Here is an 18,874-nt window from a genome sequence, read left to right as displayed (position 1 = left end):
TTAAAAGTTGATGATTAAACAAATATTGACTGATAAAGTTGTGTGGAGTAAAATAATAATGATAACTAAGGAAGCGAGTTGATATAAAAATATAACTCGATTGCGGCAAAGTTTAGAAGCCGTATAAATACATTAATGTAAACAAAAAAGGAGTTACATAAAATGATTATTGGTGTACCAAAAGAGATTAAAGCACAAGAAGGTCGTGTTTCAGCAACACCAGCTGTTGTTCATCAACTAGTAGGTGCAGGTCACACAGTTTTAGTAGAAAAAGACGCAGGTTTGCTTTCAACATTTACAAATGAAGAATATAAAGAAGCAGGTGCAGAAGTTTTAGACTCAGCTGCAGAAGTTTGGGAAAAAGCAGACCTAATTTACAAGGTTAAAGAGCCACTAGAAGAAGAATTCAAATACTTCCGTGAAGGTTTATTAATTTACACATACCTACACTTAGCATCAGCTCCAGAGCTAACAAAAGCATTGGTAGATAACAAAGTAACAGGTATCGCTTATGAAACAGTACAAATCGGTCGTGCTACTCCATTGCTAAAACCAATGAGTGAAGTTGCTGGCCGTATGGCAATTCAAGAAGGTGCATTACACTTGAAACAAACACAAGGTGGTTTAGGTATCTTACTAGGTGGTGTCCCAGGTGTTACTCCAGCTAACGTAGTAGTTGTTGGTGGTGGTGTCGTTGGTACAGCAGCTGTTAGAATTGCAGTTGGTATGGGTGCTAGAGTTACAGTATTAGATAATAACCTACCACGTTTGGCAGAGTTAGTAGACATTTTCGGTAACAGAATTGAAACACTATACTCAAACAGCTTGAACTTAGCTAACGCTACAAAAGATGCTGATATGGTAGTTTCAACAGTATTGATCCCAGGTCACAAAGCTCCACAATTGATCACAGAAGAAATGGTTAAGAACATGAAAGAAGGTTCAGTAATCGTTGACGTTGCTATTGACCAAGGTGGTTCAACAGACTTGACAGCAAAACATGGTCCAACAACTCACCAAGATCCAGTATTCGTAGAGCACGGTGTAATCAACTATGCAGTTGCTAATATCCCAGGTGCAGTTCCAAGAACATCAACACAAGCATTATCAAATGCTACAAGTGGTTACTTGCTACAAATTGCTAACAAGGGTCTAGACGCAGCTACTGAAAGATTCCCAGAATTAGCACTAGGTGTAAACACAATCAACGGTAAAGTTACAAACAAAGCTGTTGCAAATGACCTAGGTTATGACTACGTAGAATACAAAGACGCAAAATAATTAAATATTGCAAATTAGATAATTGAGGAGAGTCTCAAATGAGACTCTCCTTTTTGTTTAAATAAATATAGCTGATTTACTGATTTTGGCTAATTTTTAATATCTAGAGAAATTAAGTATAATGTTTTTTGGTGGTTCATTAATTAATGCAAAAACAAGGAGGAAAAATGCAAGTGAAATTTGAGAAAATTACTCAGGAAGAATTAGCAAATTTTTTGCAAGAGTGCAATACAAGATATTTTTATTCTCAATCTGATAAATATATAAATGTATGTGATGCCATGGATAGATCATATGACATCCTAGCTTTGAGAAATGGACAAGAGATTTTGGCAACAGGCATAGTATTTAAATATAGATTTAAGAAAATATTCCAAAAATCTGAGCTAGTGTTTGGTCCAGTAGTCAGAGATACAAATACAGATTATTTTATTGAGTTTATGAAACAACTAGTATTGTTTTATAGAAGAAATTTACGCGTTATTTCACTAGAAGTTGTGCCACTAATTCTCGACAGATATTTTGATGATGTTGAAGTAATTGGTGAAAATACTGAGGCGAAGTTAATTAAGCGCGAACTAGCAGAAATAGGTTTCAAGCATATAAACAGAGACTTTACCGAAGCTCCGTATAATACTCAGGTTAAATATATCTATGTCAAAGATATTAAAGATAAAGATTTCAAAGAAATAGAAAAAACATTTGTAGCTGAGTTACGTAGGAGAATGAAAAAGGCAAAAGAGCTAGACGTTAAGGTTCGATTCCTAAAACCTGATGAATTAGACATTATGGAAGAAATATTTGCTGAAACATCTGATAGGGTCCATTATCAGGTGAATTTAAAAACTACTAAGTACATTGCCGAAAATTATGATGAAGCATATTACCCAGTTGCATATATTGATGTTCTCGAAAGTTTACAAAGTCTAAGTGAAAGCCTAGAAGCTACTGAAGCAGAGATTGAAAAAATTAATAAGAATAATGAAGAGTTTGGCGAAAATAAAAAACGCATAAATAGATTAAATAATGCTAATAATTTAAAGAAAAATATAATTGAAAAAATCGCAGATGTAAAAGCTCTAGGAGAGAAGTATGGCAATATAATTTATATGTCTTCCGGATCTTTTTATGTAACTCCTTCTGATATGGTATATCTCCAAGGAGGTATGAGAAGAGAATTTGAAGATTATTATCCTAATCATGCTTTGTTAGAACATATGATGAAGCTTGCCATTGAGAAAAAATGTCAGTATTTCAATTTCTTTGGAATTTCAGCAGCTAGCCTAGTAGATGAGAATGCTAGTGATTATGGAGTCCTGCAATTTAAACGTAATTTTGTCGGTGAAGTACAAGAATTTATTGGCACATATGAGTATAACTATTTGCCTTTTTTGTAATATTTACTAGGTGAAAAATCTAATGTAAATAAGGAAGGTAAGTAAGGTTAGAAAGGCGATAATAATGAGATATGAGTTTAAGGCAATTAACAAAATTGAATATGCTGATTTTCTGAGAAATTGTAATGCGAGATATTTTTATTCACAATCTGCTGAGTATACAAAAGTGTGTGAATCTATGGGAAGAGCATATGAAATTCTAGCTTTATTCGCTGAGGAAGAAGTAGTTGCTGCAGCTATTGTATTTAAGTTTAGACACCATAAAATATTCCAAAAAGCAGAGCTTATCTATGGACCTATAGTAAAAGATGAAAATGTCGAATATTTTAACGAGTATATTAGAGCTTTAAAAGAACATTTCAAAAAAGAGCTTAGGGTTGTTAGTTTGCAAATTAGTCCTTTAATACAAGATAAATATTTTGACGACATTGAGGTAATTGGAGTAAATCCTAATGCAAAAATTGCCCAAAAAGCTCTAAAGGATTCTGGATATAAATTGATTGATAAAGATTTCATTGATGATAGGTCTATACAGATTCAGCATGTTTATGTCAAAGATATAGAGAAGCAAAAATTTGAAGAATTGCAAAAAAGCTTTACTTATAATTTGAGAAATGAGTTCAAAAAAGCACGAGAATTAGGTATACAAGTTAGGTTTTTACGAGCTGATGAGATGCATATTTTTGATGATATTATTGCTGATACTTCAAAACGTCTTGAACACGATATCAGCTTGGTAAATACTAATTATATTGCAGAGAATTATTCAGAAGCTTACTATCCAGTATCATATATTGATGTAAATTATAGTCTAAAAGTTTTAAATGAAAATTTAGAAAGTGCACAAGAACAAGTACAAAAACTTGAAGATGATATAGAAAAATTTGGCGAAAGTAAGAAGCGTTTAAATAAATTAAAAGATGCTAATATAATTCTGGAAAAGGCAAAAGAAAAGCTTGAAACTATATCTATTCTGGCTGAAAAATATGGAGATGTTATCTACATGTCAACAGGATCATTTTATTATTCGCCATCAGATATGGTGTATTTACAAGGCGGAATGAAGAGAGAATTTGAAGCTTTTTACCCTAATCATGCCTTGCTGGAGAAGATGATCAAGCTGGCTATAGAAAAAGGTTGTAAATACTTTAATTTCTTTGGTGTTTCAGCTGCTAGTTTAGTTGATGAAAATGCTGCAGATTATGGAGTATTGCAATTCAAGCGAAATTTCACTGGAGAAGTACAAGAGTTCTTGGGGACATTTAAGTATACTTATATACCTTTTATTTAATTTAGATAATGGAGTAGTTATTAGATGAGTGAGATTAAAGAGAAAAAATGGTTTAAAACTATTCAAGGGATAGTAAATAGATTTTCAGAATTTGAAATTACAACCGCTGCAGCTGCATCAAGCTATTATTTTCTGTTTTCTATTTTTCCATTAATACTATTTACCATTAATTTATTCAGTTTAATTAATCCAGAATTACCAGAATTGGTAAAAAATTCTCTTCCCGATATGAACCTTATTATTCCTGACCCAGTAATGAATTTATTACTGAATTTTATGGAGACAGCTGGGGAAAGTAGTAAAGTTTCGGTGATGTCTTTTGCAGGTATAGGTTTGCTGTGGTCAGCTTCAGGAGCTATAGGAAATACAATTAGAACATTAAATACAATTTACAGACGAGAGAGCAACAACCTGAATGCTGTTTTAACTAGAGCGTTGGGAATGATTTTCGGCTTGCTTTTTGGACTTTTATTAGTAGTCATATTATTAATTCTGAGCTTCAGTCAAGCTGTAATAAATTTTATAGAAACATTTCTGCCTATACCAAACTTCTTTAAAGCTGGTGGATTTAATCTTTCTGCATATTTTATTTCATTCTTTGTCCTTGTTTTAGTGTTCATCTTTGTTTATGGGGTAATGTCTAAGAATAGAGGAGGATTTTTAGTAACTTTAATATCAGCTACATTTACATCTTTGGCTTGGCTAGCAATATCCTTTTCTATGTCAAATATTATGGTAAATAATAGCCGTTATGACCTAATCTATGGAAGTCTTTCAAGTATAATATTTTTAATGTTATGGATGTACTTAGCAGTTTTCTCAGCATTGATAGGAGCATTTATTCATACTGAGTTAATTAGGTATCGCCAGATAAAGAAAATGAGAAATGAAACTATCAACGACAGCAGCGATGAAACTAAAGAGGAGTATTGCAGTGAATGATAATGTAAAAAACAGTAAAGATAAAGAGATAAATACATTAGAAAATGATCCACGTAGATTTTTTGCAATGGTCAAAAGTGAAGTGAAAGAATTAGACCAAGAAGAGAATTTACTGAATATAACAAGATATGACTTAATGCAAGCTGCGTTAGAACATGAGATTGCTAATTATAGAGAGAATTCATTAAAATTAAGAGCTAAGAGTTATGGTTTTTTATTAGAAATTCTTGTTATTACAATATTATTGGCCTTTGTAGTTTTGTTCATATATTTAGATATTAAATTTATAGCAATAGTTTTTGCAGTTGTTTTATTAGGCTTTCTTATTGTTTCTAATATCAGTAGTATGCGCAAAAATTCTATTCAGGAGAAAGTTGGCTTTATTTTATTAGCGAAGTTTAAGAACCCTGATGAAATTAAGTTCAAAGATGAGGAGCTTATTAAAGAGCTTGAAGCAATTAATGATAAGCGAAACAGTTTAAGAGCAGAGTTTTCAAGTACAATGGAAAAAAGTGAATACTTGAAACATCTTCCCGAAGAGTTTTTGAATTTGTATAGTATAAATAGCTTATATGATATAGCAAGATCCAAGGAAGCTGATACAGTGACACAAGCTTATGACAAACTTCGTGAGCAAATTGAGAAGGCTGAGGAGGAGTAAGATATGTTTTGGTTAGAAGTAATTGGTTTTTTACTATTAATTATTTTAGCATTCGTTGCAGTATTATATCTTTTAGCATTTATCCTATATAAACTAGCATTTAAGAGATTCGATATTAGTCCTAATGAAGAGAAATACTATGATGCGATTATAAAAAATTATAAATCTGAAAAATTTAAAGTCGAGTCTAATGGTAATACTCTTCAAGGGTATATTTATAATAAACTTGATGAGAATGCTGAAAGAAAGCAGGGTTTAGTTATTTTTGCCCATGGTCTCTGGGCTACTCATAAGTCATACATAAATGAAATTTTATATTTAGTTGAAACAGGTTGGGAAGTTTTAACATATGATGCTACTGGCTGTGGTGATAGTACAGGAAGATCTACAGTTGGGCTTGTTGAGTCTGCTTTGGACTTAAAATCAATTTTAGAATATGTTGAGAGCCAAGAGAGATTTAATAATACTGACATTGCGTTGGTTGGACATAGTTGGGGAGGTTATGCAGTTGCAAGTTCAATGAAGTTCTCTGATAGAATCAAAGCAGTAGCTTCAATATCAGGATATGCATATCCAGCAAAAATGTTAGTTGAAATCATATCTAAAGAAATGGGTTCTCTGGCTTATCTTTTATATCCATTTGTTTACTTTGAAAATTATAGACATTTCAAGGAATGGCATAGACTTAATGCTGTAGATACAATTAATTCAACGAATACACCGATAATAATATTACATGGTGAAAATGATAATATTATTTCGATAAAAGGTGCATCCATATATGCTTATAAAGACCGAATAAAAAGAAATAAAGTTTACTTTGTTAAGTGGAGAGAAGCTGGGCATATAGGTATATTGGGTAAGACTGATGTGGAAGGTGATTTAATGGCTTATGCAAGAGAAGCAGTTAGGACTAATTTGCATAATAGGGTTGAAGAGTTAATTTCTGGAAGATTAGATGAAAATGCTAATAATAAAACAAATGATGATATAATCGAAGTTGACCAAAAACCTTATAGTAAAGATGTCAGTGATATGTACAAAAACATTAACGAAGATCTAATGATTATCGTTGATAAATTCCTTGACATATACTTAACAGGCCAAAATAATGAAGAAAATTTAAATGAAGTGGAAGAAAGTAATGAAGAAGATAGAGAAGTTTAAAGGTGTTTTTCCTGCATTTTATGCATGTTATGAGGATAATGGAGATGTCAGTATAGAGCGAAGCAAAGCACTTCTAGAATACTTAATTGAAGCTGGTGTTCATGGAGTTTATGTTGGAGGTTCTTCAGGAGAGTGTATCTACCAAAGCGTAGAAGAGAGAAAAGCAGTCTTAGAAGCTGTAATGGAACAAAATGCTGGAAGGATAAAAGTTATTGCTCATGTTGCATGTAATAACACAAAAGATAGCCAGGAATTAGCTGCACATGCAGAAAGTCTTGGAGTAGATGCAATCGCTGCAATCCCACCAATATATTTCAAGCTTCCAGAAGCAGCTATTATGCAATATTGGAATGATATTAGTGCAGCTGCGCCAAACACAGATTTTATTATTTACAATATACCTCAATTAGCTGGTGTAGCCTTAACTATTCCTCTATTCAATGAAATGTTGAAAAATGAGAGAGTAATAGGTGTAAAGAACTCATCAATGCCAGTTCAAGATATTCAGATGTTTAGAACTTGTACTAACTTTGCAGAAACAAGAGAAGAAGCTCCTATTGTTTTTAATGGGCCAGATGAGCAGTTTTTCAGTGGTCTAGTTGCAGGAGCTTGTGGTGGTATTGGTGGAACTTATGGCTTGATGCCGGAGTTGTACCTAGCAATTTATGATGCGTACCAAAAAGGTGATACAGCACGTGGCTTGGAGCTTCAGGACAAAGCTTGTGAAATAATTTATTTAATTACTAGTAGCAAGGCAAATATGTATGCAATTATTAAAGCAGTTTTAGCTAAAGCAGGATTAAATTTAGGTTCAGTAAGAAAACCATTAGTTGCTGTTGATGAAATAGATACAAATGTCATTGAAGAAGCTTATGAATTAGTGCAAAATGTAAAGAGAGAACTTAAAAAATAGATAATATAAGGAAAGAGGACTGTATGAGTAAAATTTATGAGATTTACCCGTTACCGCAAAGTCTTAAGTATAGAAATGAAAGTATTTCAGTACCAAAAGAGATTAAATTAGAAGCTAATTTTGAATTGGAAGCTGGAAGTTTAGCAAGAATAAAAGAAACTTTTGCTAAGCAAAATACTAGTCTAGTAGATGATGCAGACTTTGTATTGAATATAACTTTAAATGAGAGTTTGAGCGAAAAGTTTGACTATTACACTTTAGAAATATTGGAATCAGAAATTAAAATTGAAGGAAACTCAAAGAGTTCAGTCTTTTATGGAATTACCACTTTGTATCACATTTTCAAACAGGCGGATGCAGAGTTGGAGTTGTTAAAGATTGAAGATTACTCAGAGATGAAACTTCGAGGCATGATCGAAGGATATTATGGTATTCCATATACCAATGCTAAACGTAAATCTATCATGGAACTCGGTTCATATTTTAAAATGAACATTTATGCTTTCGCACCAAAAGACGACCCATACCATAGAGATTTGTGGTGGGAGCTTTATCCAGAAGCTGAATTGGCTGAGATTTCTGATTTGGCCAAGTTTGGCGAAGCATATTACAATCACTATACCTGGACAATAGCGCCATTTAAACCTGACTCTAATCCAATTACCAATGAAAACCGTGATGAAGGCTTAGCTAAAATAATCAATAAATTTGAACAACTATATGAAGTTGGTGTGCGCCAATTTGGTGTATTAGGTGATGACGTAGGGGACTTGCCATATGAAACAGTTGTATATGTAATGAATAAATTAAATGAATGGCGAAAAGAAAAAGGCGATATTAGTGATTTAATCTTCTGTCCACAAGGATACAACATGGATGAGTGGGCTTTCAGAGATGGTACTGAGGCAAATATTATTGATGATGGTTTCGATCTGGATATTCATATTTTCTATACAGGAACAAGTACATGTAATGTTGTAAGTAGAGAAGCTATAGATAGATGGAAGACAGAAAAAGTTGATCGTGAAGGAAGAGTTCGACGTGATCCATTATTCTGGATGAACTGGCCAGTTAATGATATTGACCGTGATGAATGGCGTAGAGTTTTCCTTGGAAAAGGTGAAGTCTATGAGCAAGGCGTAAGTGATATGATTGGTGTCTTGACAAACCCTATGGATGAAGCTGAAGCTTCTAAAGTTGCACTGTTTGCTACCTTAGATTTTGCATGGAACCCAAATGCTTTTGATGCTGATAAGTCATGGGCAGATTCATTTAAATATATTGAACCAGATGCAGCAGATGAATTGCATGAAATTGCTAAGCATATGTCTAACATAAGAAATGGTGCGAAATATAGTGCTGAAGAATCAGTTGAATTGAATGAGAAAGTTGAAGCCTTTGAAGAAGCTGTAGACTCAAGAGTTCAAGAAAAAGTATTAGCAGCTGCCAATGATTTGCACGATGCATATGTAAATATTATTAATGCGGTAGATGGATTTACTAATAAGAGTAAAAACTCCCAACTCCTAGAAGAATTAAAAGCATATAACGCTAGCTTAAAAGACAAAGCACAAATAGCAGCATTATACCTAGAAGTTTATATTGATTATGTTAAAGCTTTAATATCAGGTGGCGAAGCAGAAGCTGAAAAAGAGAAAGTAGCTGCAAGTGATAAGATTGAGAGAGCAAAACAATTAAAGGATAACTTGAAGCAACATATAGTTGTTACTAGAACTGCTGAGTTCCCAAATAGAGAATTAGTAGCAACAGCAGGGCAAATTGTAATTGAACCAAATATTGAATATCTTGAGGAATTACTGAAATAATTTCTGAGGAGAAAATCATGGATACAAGTGTAGAATCTGTAAAACAGCATTACAAATTGCGATTAGGTGTTTTGGCAGCAGTATCTTTAGTTCTAGGGGTGCTGCTGTTAATCAACCCAAAATCCAGCTTGAATATTATAGCAATTGTTATAGCTATAATATTATTTGCTTTCGCAGCTGCTGCGATCCTACAGTTTTTCTTTGCAGATGAGACTAGAAAAATATATGAGCACCAATTTGTTCTTGCGGCGTTAACTATAGCTGCTGCAGTTTTCTTGCTTAAAAATATTGAATTAATATGGTCGCTTCTCGGAATATTCAATGCGACTATATTTATGGCTATGGCAGGATATCAGATTCAAATTGCCTTTGTTCAAGTTAAAAAGTCATTTCAAAGCTGGTGGTTTGCTTTAATATTTGCAGCAATATTTATTGGTTTTGGAATTTATGCGTTAACCTTGCCTGCCGAAGCGAGTTTAGAATATGTAAATATATATGGAACATTATTGATAATTTCAGCGGTAATTAATGCATGTAGCTTTTTTACTTTTAACTATACTGGTGCTGATGACGATAATTAGTTGTAAAATATAAATAAGGTATGTGATTTTTAAATGCAAAAAGAAAATAACAAAAATAACGAAAAAATAGATGTAAACATTTCTACAGATTTTAGTAATTCAAATGCAGCTAAATTGGGTAGTAAATATGCGAACTTGACTAACTCTAGTTTAGAACAACGTTATGATGAAATATTAGAATCAGAAGCTAGTCAAGAAACTGATATGCAAGCATTAGCTGAGAAGATGTTTAAACTGTATGCGAAAGCTTTTGAAAACTGGCATAGTGAGAAGCATGAGTTACTAAATGATGAAGATTTGGCAACTTATTTAAGCAGATTATCTAGCGATGATTTGTTGGATTTTACTTTTGCATTTGTAAAAAAATCAGATTTTGACTTGCCTGAACAGCTGATTCAATGTTTAAAGGAATTAGATACAGACGCTAGAGATAGAGTCTTACAAGAGTTGTTAGAAACATCAATAGAAGCTAAGAGCTTTTCTAGTGTAGATGAAGAAATAGCCATAAGATATGGTACTGCTAGACTACTAAATATTTTGGCAGATTGGAACGATCCTAAATACTCCAAAGATATTTTGAATTGGCTATTGGATAGCAAAAATCCGGACGAGAGATTGCAAGATGATGTTGTTGAATATTTTGAGAGATGTTCTGAGCACAGTTTTGATCTGATAAAAGAAGCGTTATTAAATGAGTTAGAGTCTACTGAAGCGAAAGCCAATAAAGAACTTAACTCTGTAGCAGATACTTTAATACTAACGATCACGAAAATAGGCAAAAAACATGATAACTATAAAGACGAAGCATATAAGACTCTTAGAAAAGTATTCAAAGAAGTTAAAGATAAAACTTTAGTGGTTATGAATTTAGGAGATTTAGGCTCAGCAAGGGCTATTCCTTTGTTAAGGTCATATATAGAAGAGCATTATGATGAAATGCCAGAAGAGCTTTATGCAGATTTTTATGTTGCTATCAAGAAATTAGGTGGAAATACTGAAGATCTTCCAACTATTAGTAAGCAAGGTTGGAACTGGGAATTTTGATAGCATGGGTAAGGAGTAGATATGGCTTCTGTAACATTAAGAGATATAATAGATGAATTTAATTTAGAAGAATTAACATCCTTTGGAAACACTGAAGATATACTGATAACAGTAGCGGATGTTACTAGACCTGGTTTGCAATTGTCAGGTTCATATGAGCACTTTGGATCTGATCGTATACAGTTATTGGGTAACATGGAGATGGCTTATCTAGCAGCTGAATCCGCAGAATCTAGAATGCAAAAACTCGATGCTCTTATGTCAACGGGGATTCCATGTTTGGTAATTTCAAGACACCATCAAGCTTTCCCAGAAATGTATGAATGTTCTAATAGATATTCAGTACCTTTACTCAGAACCCCAGAAGTAACCTCTGTTTTTATGAGTTCATTAGTTAAATACCTAAACGTTGAATTAGCTCCTGAAACTACTTTGCATGGTGTTTTAGTTGAGATTTATGGTGAGGGTATGTTAATTATTGGTGAAAGTGGTGTTGGTAAGTCAGAAACCGCTATGGAATTGGTTAATAGAGGACATAGACTTATTGCTGATGATTTAGTTGAAGTTAGAAGAGTTTCAGATACTACTTTATTAGGTCGTGCACCAGAAATTATACGTCACTTAATTGAGATAAGAGGCCTTGGAATAATGGATGTCAAAGAACTATTCGGTGTCCAATCTGTTAAACAAGAAGAATCAATAGACTTTGCTATTAATCTAGAACTTTGGGATGATAGAAAATCTTATGAAAGATTGGGAATTTCTGAGGAAACGACCGATATTTTAGGTATCCAAATCCCTTCAATCACCATTCCAGTTAGACCAGGTAGGAACTTGGCTATTATAGTTGAAGTTGCAGCGATTAACTTTAGACAAAGACGTATGGGGTATAATGCTGCACAGGCACTTACCGAAAGACTATTTGGCAAAAACGAATAGAATTTAGACAGTCTCTTTAGTGATAAAGAGACTTTTAGTTTGGAGATATCATGGACAATATAGAAGAGAAGATTGTTTTTAATAATGAAAATACTAATAATGATCCAAAAACAGCTGTTAATTCTTTGATAGATAAAGGTATTAACATTCGTCTTAATGAAGAGATGAGTCAACATTGCACCTATAAAGTAGGTGGTCCAGCCGACTATTTTTATCTTGTGGATAATTTAGAGAATTTAAAAGATGTTTTAGAGTGGGCAAAAGAATTTGATGTTGATGTAACTGTTATAGGTTTAGGTTCAAACTTATTGATTTCTGATAAAGGAATAAGAGGTTTAGTTATAGCTTTTGCAGAAAATTTTAGCAGAATTGGTTTTTTAAGAGCCTTGCCTAGTCCGGATTTTGATGGTTTGATTTCTGCTCAAGAAAATCTAATTGAATCTGCTGATTTGTTGGAAATAGAAGATTCTGATGAAGATGTTTATATTTATAGTGAAGCAGGGGCGCCATTGAAAGAATTATCTAAATTTGCTACAAATAATTCAATGACCGGTTTAGAGTATAGCTGCGGGATTCCAGGATCTGTTGGTGGTGGAGTCTATATGAATGCAGGAGCCTATGGCCGTATGACAGCAGATACTTGTGTGCAAACTTATTATCTTTCTCCAGAACTAGAACTAAAAGTAGCTAGTGGAGAGGAACAGGAGTTTGCTTATAGAGAGAGTATTTTCCACAAAGAACATGGAATTATTTTAGCTTCTATTTTTAAAGTAAATAAAGGTGAGCAAGATTTAATTAACTCTATGGTGGCAGACCTTACTAATCGTAGAAACGCCTCTCAACCGCTAGAATATCCAAGTTGTGGCTCCGTGTTTAAGAGACCAGAAGGTTATTTCGCAGGGAAGCTAATTATGGATAGTGGTCTTAAAGGTTTTAGAGTTGGAGGGGCTGAAGTCTCTGAGAAACATGCAGGTTTTATTGTAAATGTTGACAATGCAAAAGCGACTGATGTATTAGCCGTTATTAAACACGTTCAAGAGACTGTAAAAAAGGATCATGGGGTTGATCTAGAAACTGAAGTTAGAATCATTGGAGAATGGTAATAAATGAGCAGAAGTGAAAGTTTTTCACAAAAAGTAAAAAAAGAACTTTGTGCAGTTGAGCAAGTTAATTTAAATGATAAAAGCTTACATTTAGCTTTTTCTTTAGCCAGCTCTGCTAGCTTTCGCTCTCATAAAATAATTTTCAAATGTTATAACACAAATTATATTGAACTGATTAAGAGTTATATAGATGACGTTCTCGATGTTGATTATATATTGGAAGAGAAGAAGACCCAGAGTAGTTTCGAGTTTTCAAGTAAAGTTGCAGTAGAAGCTGTTTTTGATCTTTTGGAGACAGAATTGGATTTTAACTGGGTAAGAGGTCAAATAAATAGAGATATTGCTGATTTTAATCAAGAAGAGAGAATTGATATATTACGCTCAGCTTTTCTAATGAATGGATCAATGGCTTGCCCTGAACAAAGTTATCAATTAGAGCTGGCGCTTAAAAGATTATCAGTAAAGAATTTTCTTCATGAACTACTAGTAGATGAAAATATAGAAGTCTCTAGTGGAAGTAATGCTTTCTTTTTATATTTACGCACAGGAGACGATATAGCAGAGTTTCTTGGATTAATTGGAGCTCATAGATCCTTACTAGATTTTGAAAATATAAGAGTTAAGAAAAAAGTTAATGAAGATGTAAACAGGATAGTGAATTTTGATAATGCTAACTTGCAGCGGGTTGCAGATTCAACGGCTAGACAAATACTTGCCTTGAAAAAATTGAACGACATTGGTGCCTATCAAATGCTACCTGAAGACTTAAAAGAGGTTGCAAATTTAAGACTTAAGTTTCCAGGATATTCTTTAAGTGATTTAGCAGCAGAAATGGAACCAAGCATTTCAAAAAGTGGCATGTATCACCGTTTGGCTAAGTTAGAAAAGTGGATAAATGATTATTTTAAATCAAATGCGGATTAAATAGCTTGATGATATAATTTAACAATATAAGTAGATGAGCTTATTAGGAGGAATAATATGTTAGATATTCAATTAATTAGAGAAAATCCTGAATATGTACAAAAAGCTTTGGCAAAAAGAGGTTTAGAAGTAGATTTCAAAGAATTATTAGAAATCGATGTCAAAAGACGTGAAGCTATGACTGAAGTAGAAGCTCTAAAAGCTAAGAGAAATAAGGCTTCAGCAGAGGTAGGTCAGTTGAAGAGAAATGGTGAGAATGCTGACCATGTTTTAGCAGAGCTTAAAGAGCTTTCTGATGAAATTAAAGAAAAGGACGATCTAGTATCAGAACTAAATCTCAAGCAGGAAGAGTTTTTAATAGGTTTACCAAATATGCCTGCAGAAGAAGTAAGAGCAGGTGGCAAAGAGAATAATCAAGTTGAAAAAATGTTTGGTGAACAACCTAAATTTGATTTCGAACCTAAGAGTCATATCGAACTAGAAGAAAACTTAGGTCTAATTGATTATGAGCGTGGTGCTAAATTATCAGGTACTGGTTTCTGGCTTTATGAAGGTGATGGTGCACGTTTAGAATGGGCCTTATTAAACTACTTTATAGATGCTCATGTAGCTGATGAATATAAAATGCTATTAGTCCCACATATTCTAAATTCAGCTTCAGGATTCACAGCAGGACAATTTCCTAAATTTAAGGAAGATGTATTCTGGCTTGATTCTGATGAGAATGTACAAGAAGAAAATAAACAATTTTTACTACCAACAGCAGAAACAGCAGTAGTTAACTTGTTCAGAGATGAAATTTTAACCGAAGCAGATTTGCCAAGAAAATATTTCGCATATTCTCCATGTTATAGAAAAGAAGCTGGTACATACGGATCTAGTGAGAGAGGTATGATCAGAGGTCACCAATTCAATAAGATTGAAATGTTCCAGTTCACAAAACCAGAAGACTCAGAGAAAGCATTTGAAGAATTAGTAGAAAAGGCAAGTAAATTAGTAAGTGATTTGGGTCTACATTTCAGAGTCAGTAGCTTAGCTGCAGGTGACTGTAGTGCATCAATGGCTAAGACCTGGGATATTGAAGTTTGGATTCCAAGTATGAATGAGTACAAGGAAGTAAGTTCTGTATCCAACGCCAAAGATTACCAAGCTAGAAGAGGTAATATGAGATATAGATCAGAAAGTGATAACAAAATTAAATATCTACATACATTAAATGGTTCAGGACTAGCTACATCAAGATTGTTCCCAGCAATATTGGAACAATACCAACAAGAAGACGGTTCAGTTTTAATTCCAGCTGTATTAACTAAATATATGGGTGGACAACGTTATCTAAAACCAAGAGAGAAGTAATTTAACTAAACTATCTTTGAATATTTGAATTTATCTATGAAAAATTCAAAAAGTTTCAAATAATGTAAAAAGTTTCAACATTAAACCCATTTATGGTGTATTATTCATCGTTGTGAAATTATTTTTGCCAAATCATTGACTTGATGGTATAATTTCTCGGTGCGAAAATGCACAAATGGGTTTATTGTGCTTAATAAACTTAAATAAGAAAGAAGGAGGTGTATTGATGCCAACAACCAATCAGTTGATTAGAAAAGGTCGCCAGACTAAGAAGGAGAAATCTAAATCACCAGCTTTGCATTACAATATGAACACAATTCATAAGAAGCCAAGCAAGGTAATTAGCCCACAAAAACGTGGTGTATGTACAGTAGTTAAAACTACAACTCCTAAGAAACCTAACTCAGCTATGCGTAAAGTCGCTCGTGTTCGTCTAAACTCAGGTATGGAAGTTACTGCTTATATTCCAGGAATCGGCCATAACCTACAAGAGCACTCTGTTGTATTAATCAGAGGTGGTCGTGTTAAAGACTTGCCAGGTGTACGTTACCATATCGTTAGAGGTGCATTAGATACTGCTGGTGTTAACGATAGAAAACAAGGTAGATCTAAGTACGGTACTAAGAAACCAAAAGAAGCAAAAGTTAAAAAATAGATTAGGTTGAAATTGCTCAGTACATCTTGCCAATAATTAATTTAATTAGATTTTAAATGGCAAGGCGCTGACAGAACTTGAAGACAAGTATTGAGTACCTAATGATACAGGATTAAATTCCTAGTTTTATCATATAAAGGAGGGAAGCGAAAGTGCCAAGAAAAGGTCATGTCCCAAAAAGAGATATTCTCCCTGATCCATTATATAACGACAAGAAAGTAAGCAAACTTATTAACGTTGTTATGCTAGATGGTAAAAAGGGAGTTGCACAATCCATAGTTTATGGAGCATTCGATATTATCGAAGAAAAAACAGAACTAAGTGGATTGGAAGTGTTCGAAAAGGCATTGGAAAATGTAATGCCTTTACTAGAAGTTAAAGCACGTAGAGTCGGTGGTGCAAACTATCAAGTACCAGTTGAAGTTCGTCCAGAGAGAAGACAGACTTTAGCATTGCGTTGGATCGTTGGTTTCTCAAGAAAGAGAAGCGAACGTACAATGAAAGAACGTTTAGCTAATGAGTTAATCGATGCAATGAATGAAACAGGTAGTTCTTATCGTCGTAAAGAAGAGATGCATAAAGCTGCTGAATCTAACCGTGCATTTGCCCACTACAGATGGTAGTAGTATAAAAGGAGAGACGCATGCCAAGAGATTATTCATTACAAGATACTAGAAATATCGGTATTATGGCTCACATTGATGCTGGTAAAACAACAACAACTGAACGTATCCTTTACTATACTGGTAAGATTCACAAAATTGGTGAAACCCACGATGGTGGTGCAACCATGGACTACATGGAGCAAGAGCAAGAGCGTGGTATTACAATTACCTCAGCTGCTACAACAGCTGCATGGAAAAATCACCGTATTAATATAATCGATACTCCAGGACACGTTGACTTCACAGTTGAAGTTGAGCGTTCATTGAGAGTTCTTGACGGTGCAGTTACAGTTCTAGATGCTAAGAGTGGTGTTGAACCTCAAACTGAAACAGTTTGGCGTCAAGCTGATAACTACGGAGTTCCTCGTATCGTTTACATCAACAAGATGGACGTTACAGGTGCTGACTTCTTGCAATCAGTTGAAACAATTACTAAGAGATTAGGTGCTAATGCAGTACCTATCCAATTGCCAATCGGTGCAGAAGATAGCTTCGAAGGTATCATTGACTTGATGATCATGGAAGCTGAAATTTACAAAGATGATGCAACAGGTAAAACTTACTCATCAACAGAAATTCCAGCAGAATACCTAGAGCAAGCAAACGAATATCGTGCAAAAATGGTTGAAGCAATCTGTGAAACAGATGAAGAACTATTAGAAAGATTCTTAATGGAAGAAGAAATTCCTGTAGAAGACCTAGTAGAAGCTTTGCGTAAAGCAACAATTAACTTGGATATTATTCCAGTTGTTTGTGGTTCTTCATACAAGAATAAGGGTGTTCAATTGCTATTAGACGCAGTTGTAGCTTACTTACCATCACCATTGGATATTCCAGCAATTAAAGGAACAAACCCAGATACTGGTGAAGAAGAAACAAGACCATCAGATGATGAAGGTCCAGTTGCAGCTTTAGCATTTAAAGTTATTACAGACCCATTTGTAGGTAAGTTATGTTTCTTCCGTATGTACTCAGGTGTTCTACAATCCGGTACATATGTACAAAACACAAGTAAGGGTAAACGTGAAAGAGTTGGTCGTATCCTATTGATGCACGCTAATCACCGTGAAGAAGTAGCAGAAGTATATTCAGGTGATATCGCAGCAGCAGTTGGTTTGAAAGATACATCAACAGGTGACACACTATGTGATGCGGATGCACCAATTATCTTGGAATCAATGGAATTCCCAGATCCAGTTATTAGTGTTGCTATTGAGCCAAAAACAAAAGCATCACAAGATAAAATGCTTATTGCATTACAAAAACTTGCAGAAGAAGATCCAACCTTCAGAACTCACACAGACGAAGATACAGGTCAAACAATTATTTCAGGTATGGGTGAACTACACTTGGATATCATCGTTGACCGTCTATTGAGAGAGTTCAAGGTTGAGGCTAACGTAGGTAACCCACAAGTTGCTTACAAGGAAACAATTACAGCAGCTGCTACAGCAGAAGGGAAATTCGTACGTCAGTCTGGTGGTCGTGGTCAATATGGTCACGTTGTAATTAACGTAGAACCTCTAGACCCTAACGCTGAAACTGAATATGAATTCAACAACAAAACTGTTGGTGGTTCAGTTCCTAAAGAGTTCGTTGAACCTACAAATAAAGGTATCCAAGAAGCTATGGAAAGCGGTATTTTAGCTGGATATAAAGTTGTTGGTGTTAAGGTTGACTTGATCGACGGTTCCAGCCACGAAGTTGACTCTTCTGAAATGGCCTTCCAAATCGCTGGTTCTATGGCTTTCAAAGAAGCTATGCGTAAAGCATCACCAGTATTGTTAGAGCCAATCATGCAAGTAGACGTAATTACTCCAGAAGATTACTTAGGAGACGTTATGGGTGATCTAAGCTCAAGACGTGGTACAATTGCTGGTATGGAAGCACAAGGTAACGCTCAAAAGATTGATGCAAAAGTTCCACTATCAGAAATGTTCGGTTACGCCACAACACTTAGATCAAGTACTCAAGGTCGTGGTACATTTACAATGCAACCATCACACTTTGAACCTGTACCTAAGAACATTCAGGAAGAAATTACATCAAAGAACTAATATAAAAGTATAAATAAAGAACTTTTATGTAATAATATAAAATATAAGTTGGCATCTTGCACTTTATCCTAT

At 34.2% G+C, this 18,874-nt stretch carries 17 protein-coding genes; all 17 read left to right on the top strand.

The genetic code is table 11. The annotated features are described in order from the left end of the window. Positions 1-162: 162 nt before the first annotated feature. Positions 163-1,281, top strand: a complete 1,119-nt coding sequence (gene ald, locus C5Q98_RS04595; RefSeq protein WP_106012496.1) for an alanine dehydrogenase — start codon at positions 163-165, stop codon at positions 1,279-1,281. 167 nt (positions 1,282-1,448) lie between these two features. Beyond that, positions 1,449-2,678, top strand: coding sequence for a peptidoglycan bridge formation glycyltransferase FemA/FemB family protein (locus tag C5Q98_RS04590; protein ID WP_158695711.1), 1,230 nt, complete (start codon positions 1,449-1,451; stop codon positions 2,676-2,678). 64 nt (positions 2,679-2,742) lie between these two features. Beyond that, positions 2,743-3,969, top strand: coding sequence for a lipid II:glycine glycyltransferase FemX (locus C5Q98_RS04585; protein ID WP_106012494.1), 1,227 nt, complete (start codon positions 2,743-2,745; stop codon positions 3,967-3,969). 24 nt (positions 3,970-3,993) lie between these two features. Then, a complete protein-coding gene (locus C5Q98_RS04580) occupies positions 3,994-4,911 on the top strand; it encodes a YihY/virulence factor BrkB family protein (protein WP_106012493.1) in 918 nt (305 codons plus the stop codon). Further along, complete coding sequence (locus tag C5Q98_RS04575; RefSeq protein ID WP_106012492.1) at positions 4,904-5,572, top strand: hypothetical protein; 669 nt, start codon at positions 4,904-4,906, stop codon at positions 5,570-5,572. Before C5Q98_RS04580 ends, C5Q98_RS04575 begins: the two co-directional genes overlap by 8 nt. Before the next feature lie 3 nt (positions 5,573-5,575). After that, complete coding sequence (locus C5Q98_RS04570; RefSeq protein WP_106012491.1) at positions 5,576-6,739, top strand: alpha/beta hydrolase family protein; 1,164 nt, start codon at positions 5,576-5,578, stop codon at positions 6,737-6,739. After that, positions 6,717-7,652 carry a dihydrodipicolinate synthase family protein gene (locus tag C5Q98_RS04565; protein WP_106012490.1) on the top strand — a complete coding sequence of 312 codons (936 nt, stop codon included), beginning with the start codon at positions 6,717-6,719 and terminating at the stop codon, positions 7,650-7,652. The genes C5Q98_RS04570 and C5Q98_RS04565 overlap by 23 nt, the downstream gene beginning before the upstream one ends. 23 nt (positions 7,653-7,675) lie before the next feature. Beyond that, positions 7,676-9,478, top strand: a complete 1,803-nt coding sequence (locus tag C5Q98_RS04560) for a beta-N-acetylglucosaminidase domain-containing protein (RefSeq protein WP_106012489.1) — start codon at positions 7,676-7,678, stop codon at positions 9,476-9,478. A 17-nt stretch (positions 9,479-9,495) separates the two neighbouring features. Beyond that, positions 9,496-10,059 carry a DUF308 domain-containing protein gene (locus C5Q98_RS04555; protein WP_106012488.1) on the top strand — a complete coding sequence of 188 codons (564 nt, stop codon included), beginning with the start codon at positions 9,496-9,498 and terminating at the stop codon, positions 10,057-10,059. 33 nt (positions 10,060-10,092) lie between these two features. Further along, the gene (locus C5Q98_RS04550; protein ID WP_106012487.1) at positions 10,093-11,103 is read left to right on the top strand and encodes a hypothetical protein; all 1,011 of its coding nucleotides are present in this window, start codon (positions 10,093-10,095) and stop codon (positions 11,101-11,103) included. Between the two features lie 21 nt (positions 11,104-11,124). Beyond that, entirely contained in the window at positions 11,125-12,042 is a 918-nt protein-coding gene (hprK, locus tag C5Q98_RS04545) for an HPr(Ser) kinase/phosphatase (RefSeq protein ID WP_106012486.1), read from the top strand. Between the two features lie 50 nt (positions 12,043-12,092). Continuing rightward, on the top strand, positions 12,093-13,145 hold the full coding sequence (gene murB, locus C5Q98_RS04540) for a UDP-N-acetylmuramate dehydrogenase (RefSeq protein WP_106012485.1): 1,053 nt from the start codon (positions 12,093-12,095) through the stop codon (positions 13,143-13,145). 3 nt (positions 13,146-13,148) lie between these two features. Beyond that, positions 13,149-14,069, top strand: a complete 921-nt coding sequence (gene whiA, locus C5Q98_RS04535; RefSeq protein ID WP_106012484.1) for a DNA-binding protein WhiA — start codon at positions 13,149-13,151, stop codon at positions 14,067-14,069. A gap of 57 nt (positions 14,070-14,126) precedes the next feature. Continuing rightward, on the top strand, positions 14,127-15,425 hold the full coding sequence (gene serS / locus C5Q98_RS04530; protein ID WP_106012483.1) for a serine--tRNA ligase: 1,299 nt from the start codon (positions 14,127-14,129) through the stop codon (positions 15,423-15,425). Positions 15,426-15,651: 226 nt separating this feature from the next. Further along, entirely contained in the window at positions 15,652-16,080 is a 429-nt protein-coding gene (gene rpsL, locus C5Q98_RS04525) for a 30S ribosomal protein S12 (protein ID WP_106012482.1), read from the top strand. 152 nt (positions 16,081-16,232) lie between these two features. After that, positions 16,233-16,703, top strand: coding sequence for a 30S ribosomal protein S7 (rpsG, locus tag C5Q98_RS04520; RefSeq protein WP_106012481.1), 471 nt, complete (start codon positions 16,233-16,235; stop codon positions 16,701-16,703). 20 nt (positions 16,704-16,723) lie between these two features. Further along, on the top strand, positions 16,724-18,802 hold the full coding sequence (gene fusA / locus C5Q98_RS04515; RefSeq protein WP_106012480.1) for an elongation factor G: 2,079 nt from the start codon (positions 16,724-16,726) through the stop codon (positions 18,800-18,802). The last annotated feature ends 72 nt before the right edge of the window (positions 18,803-18,874 follow it).

Origin of the sequence: Fastidiosipila sanguinis (genome assembly GCF_002998295.1) — a bacterium.
GTDB lineage: Bacteria > Bacillota > Clostridia > Saccharofermentanales > Fastidiosipilaceae > Fastidiosipila > Fastidiosipila sanguinis.
The sequence above is the reverse complement of the archived record's forward strand: the minus strand, read 5'-3'. Positions and strand labels throughout refer to the sequence as shown.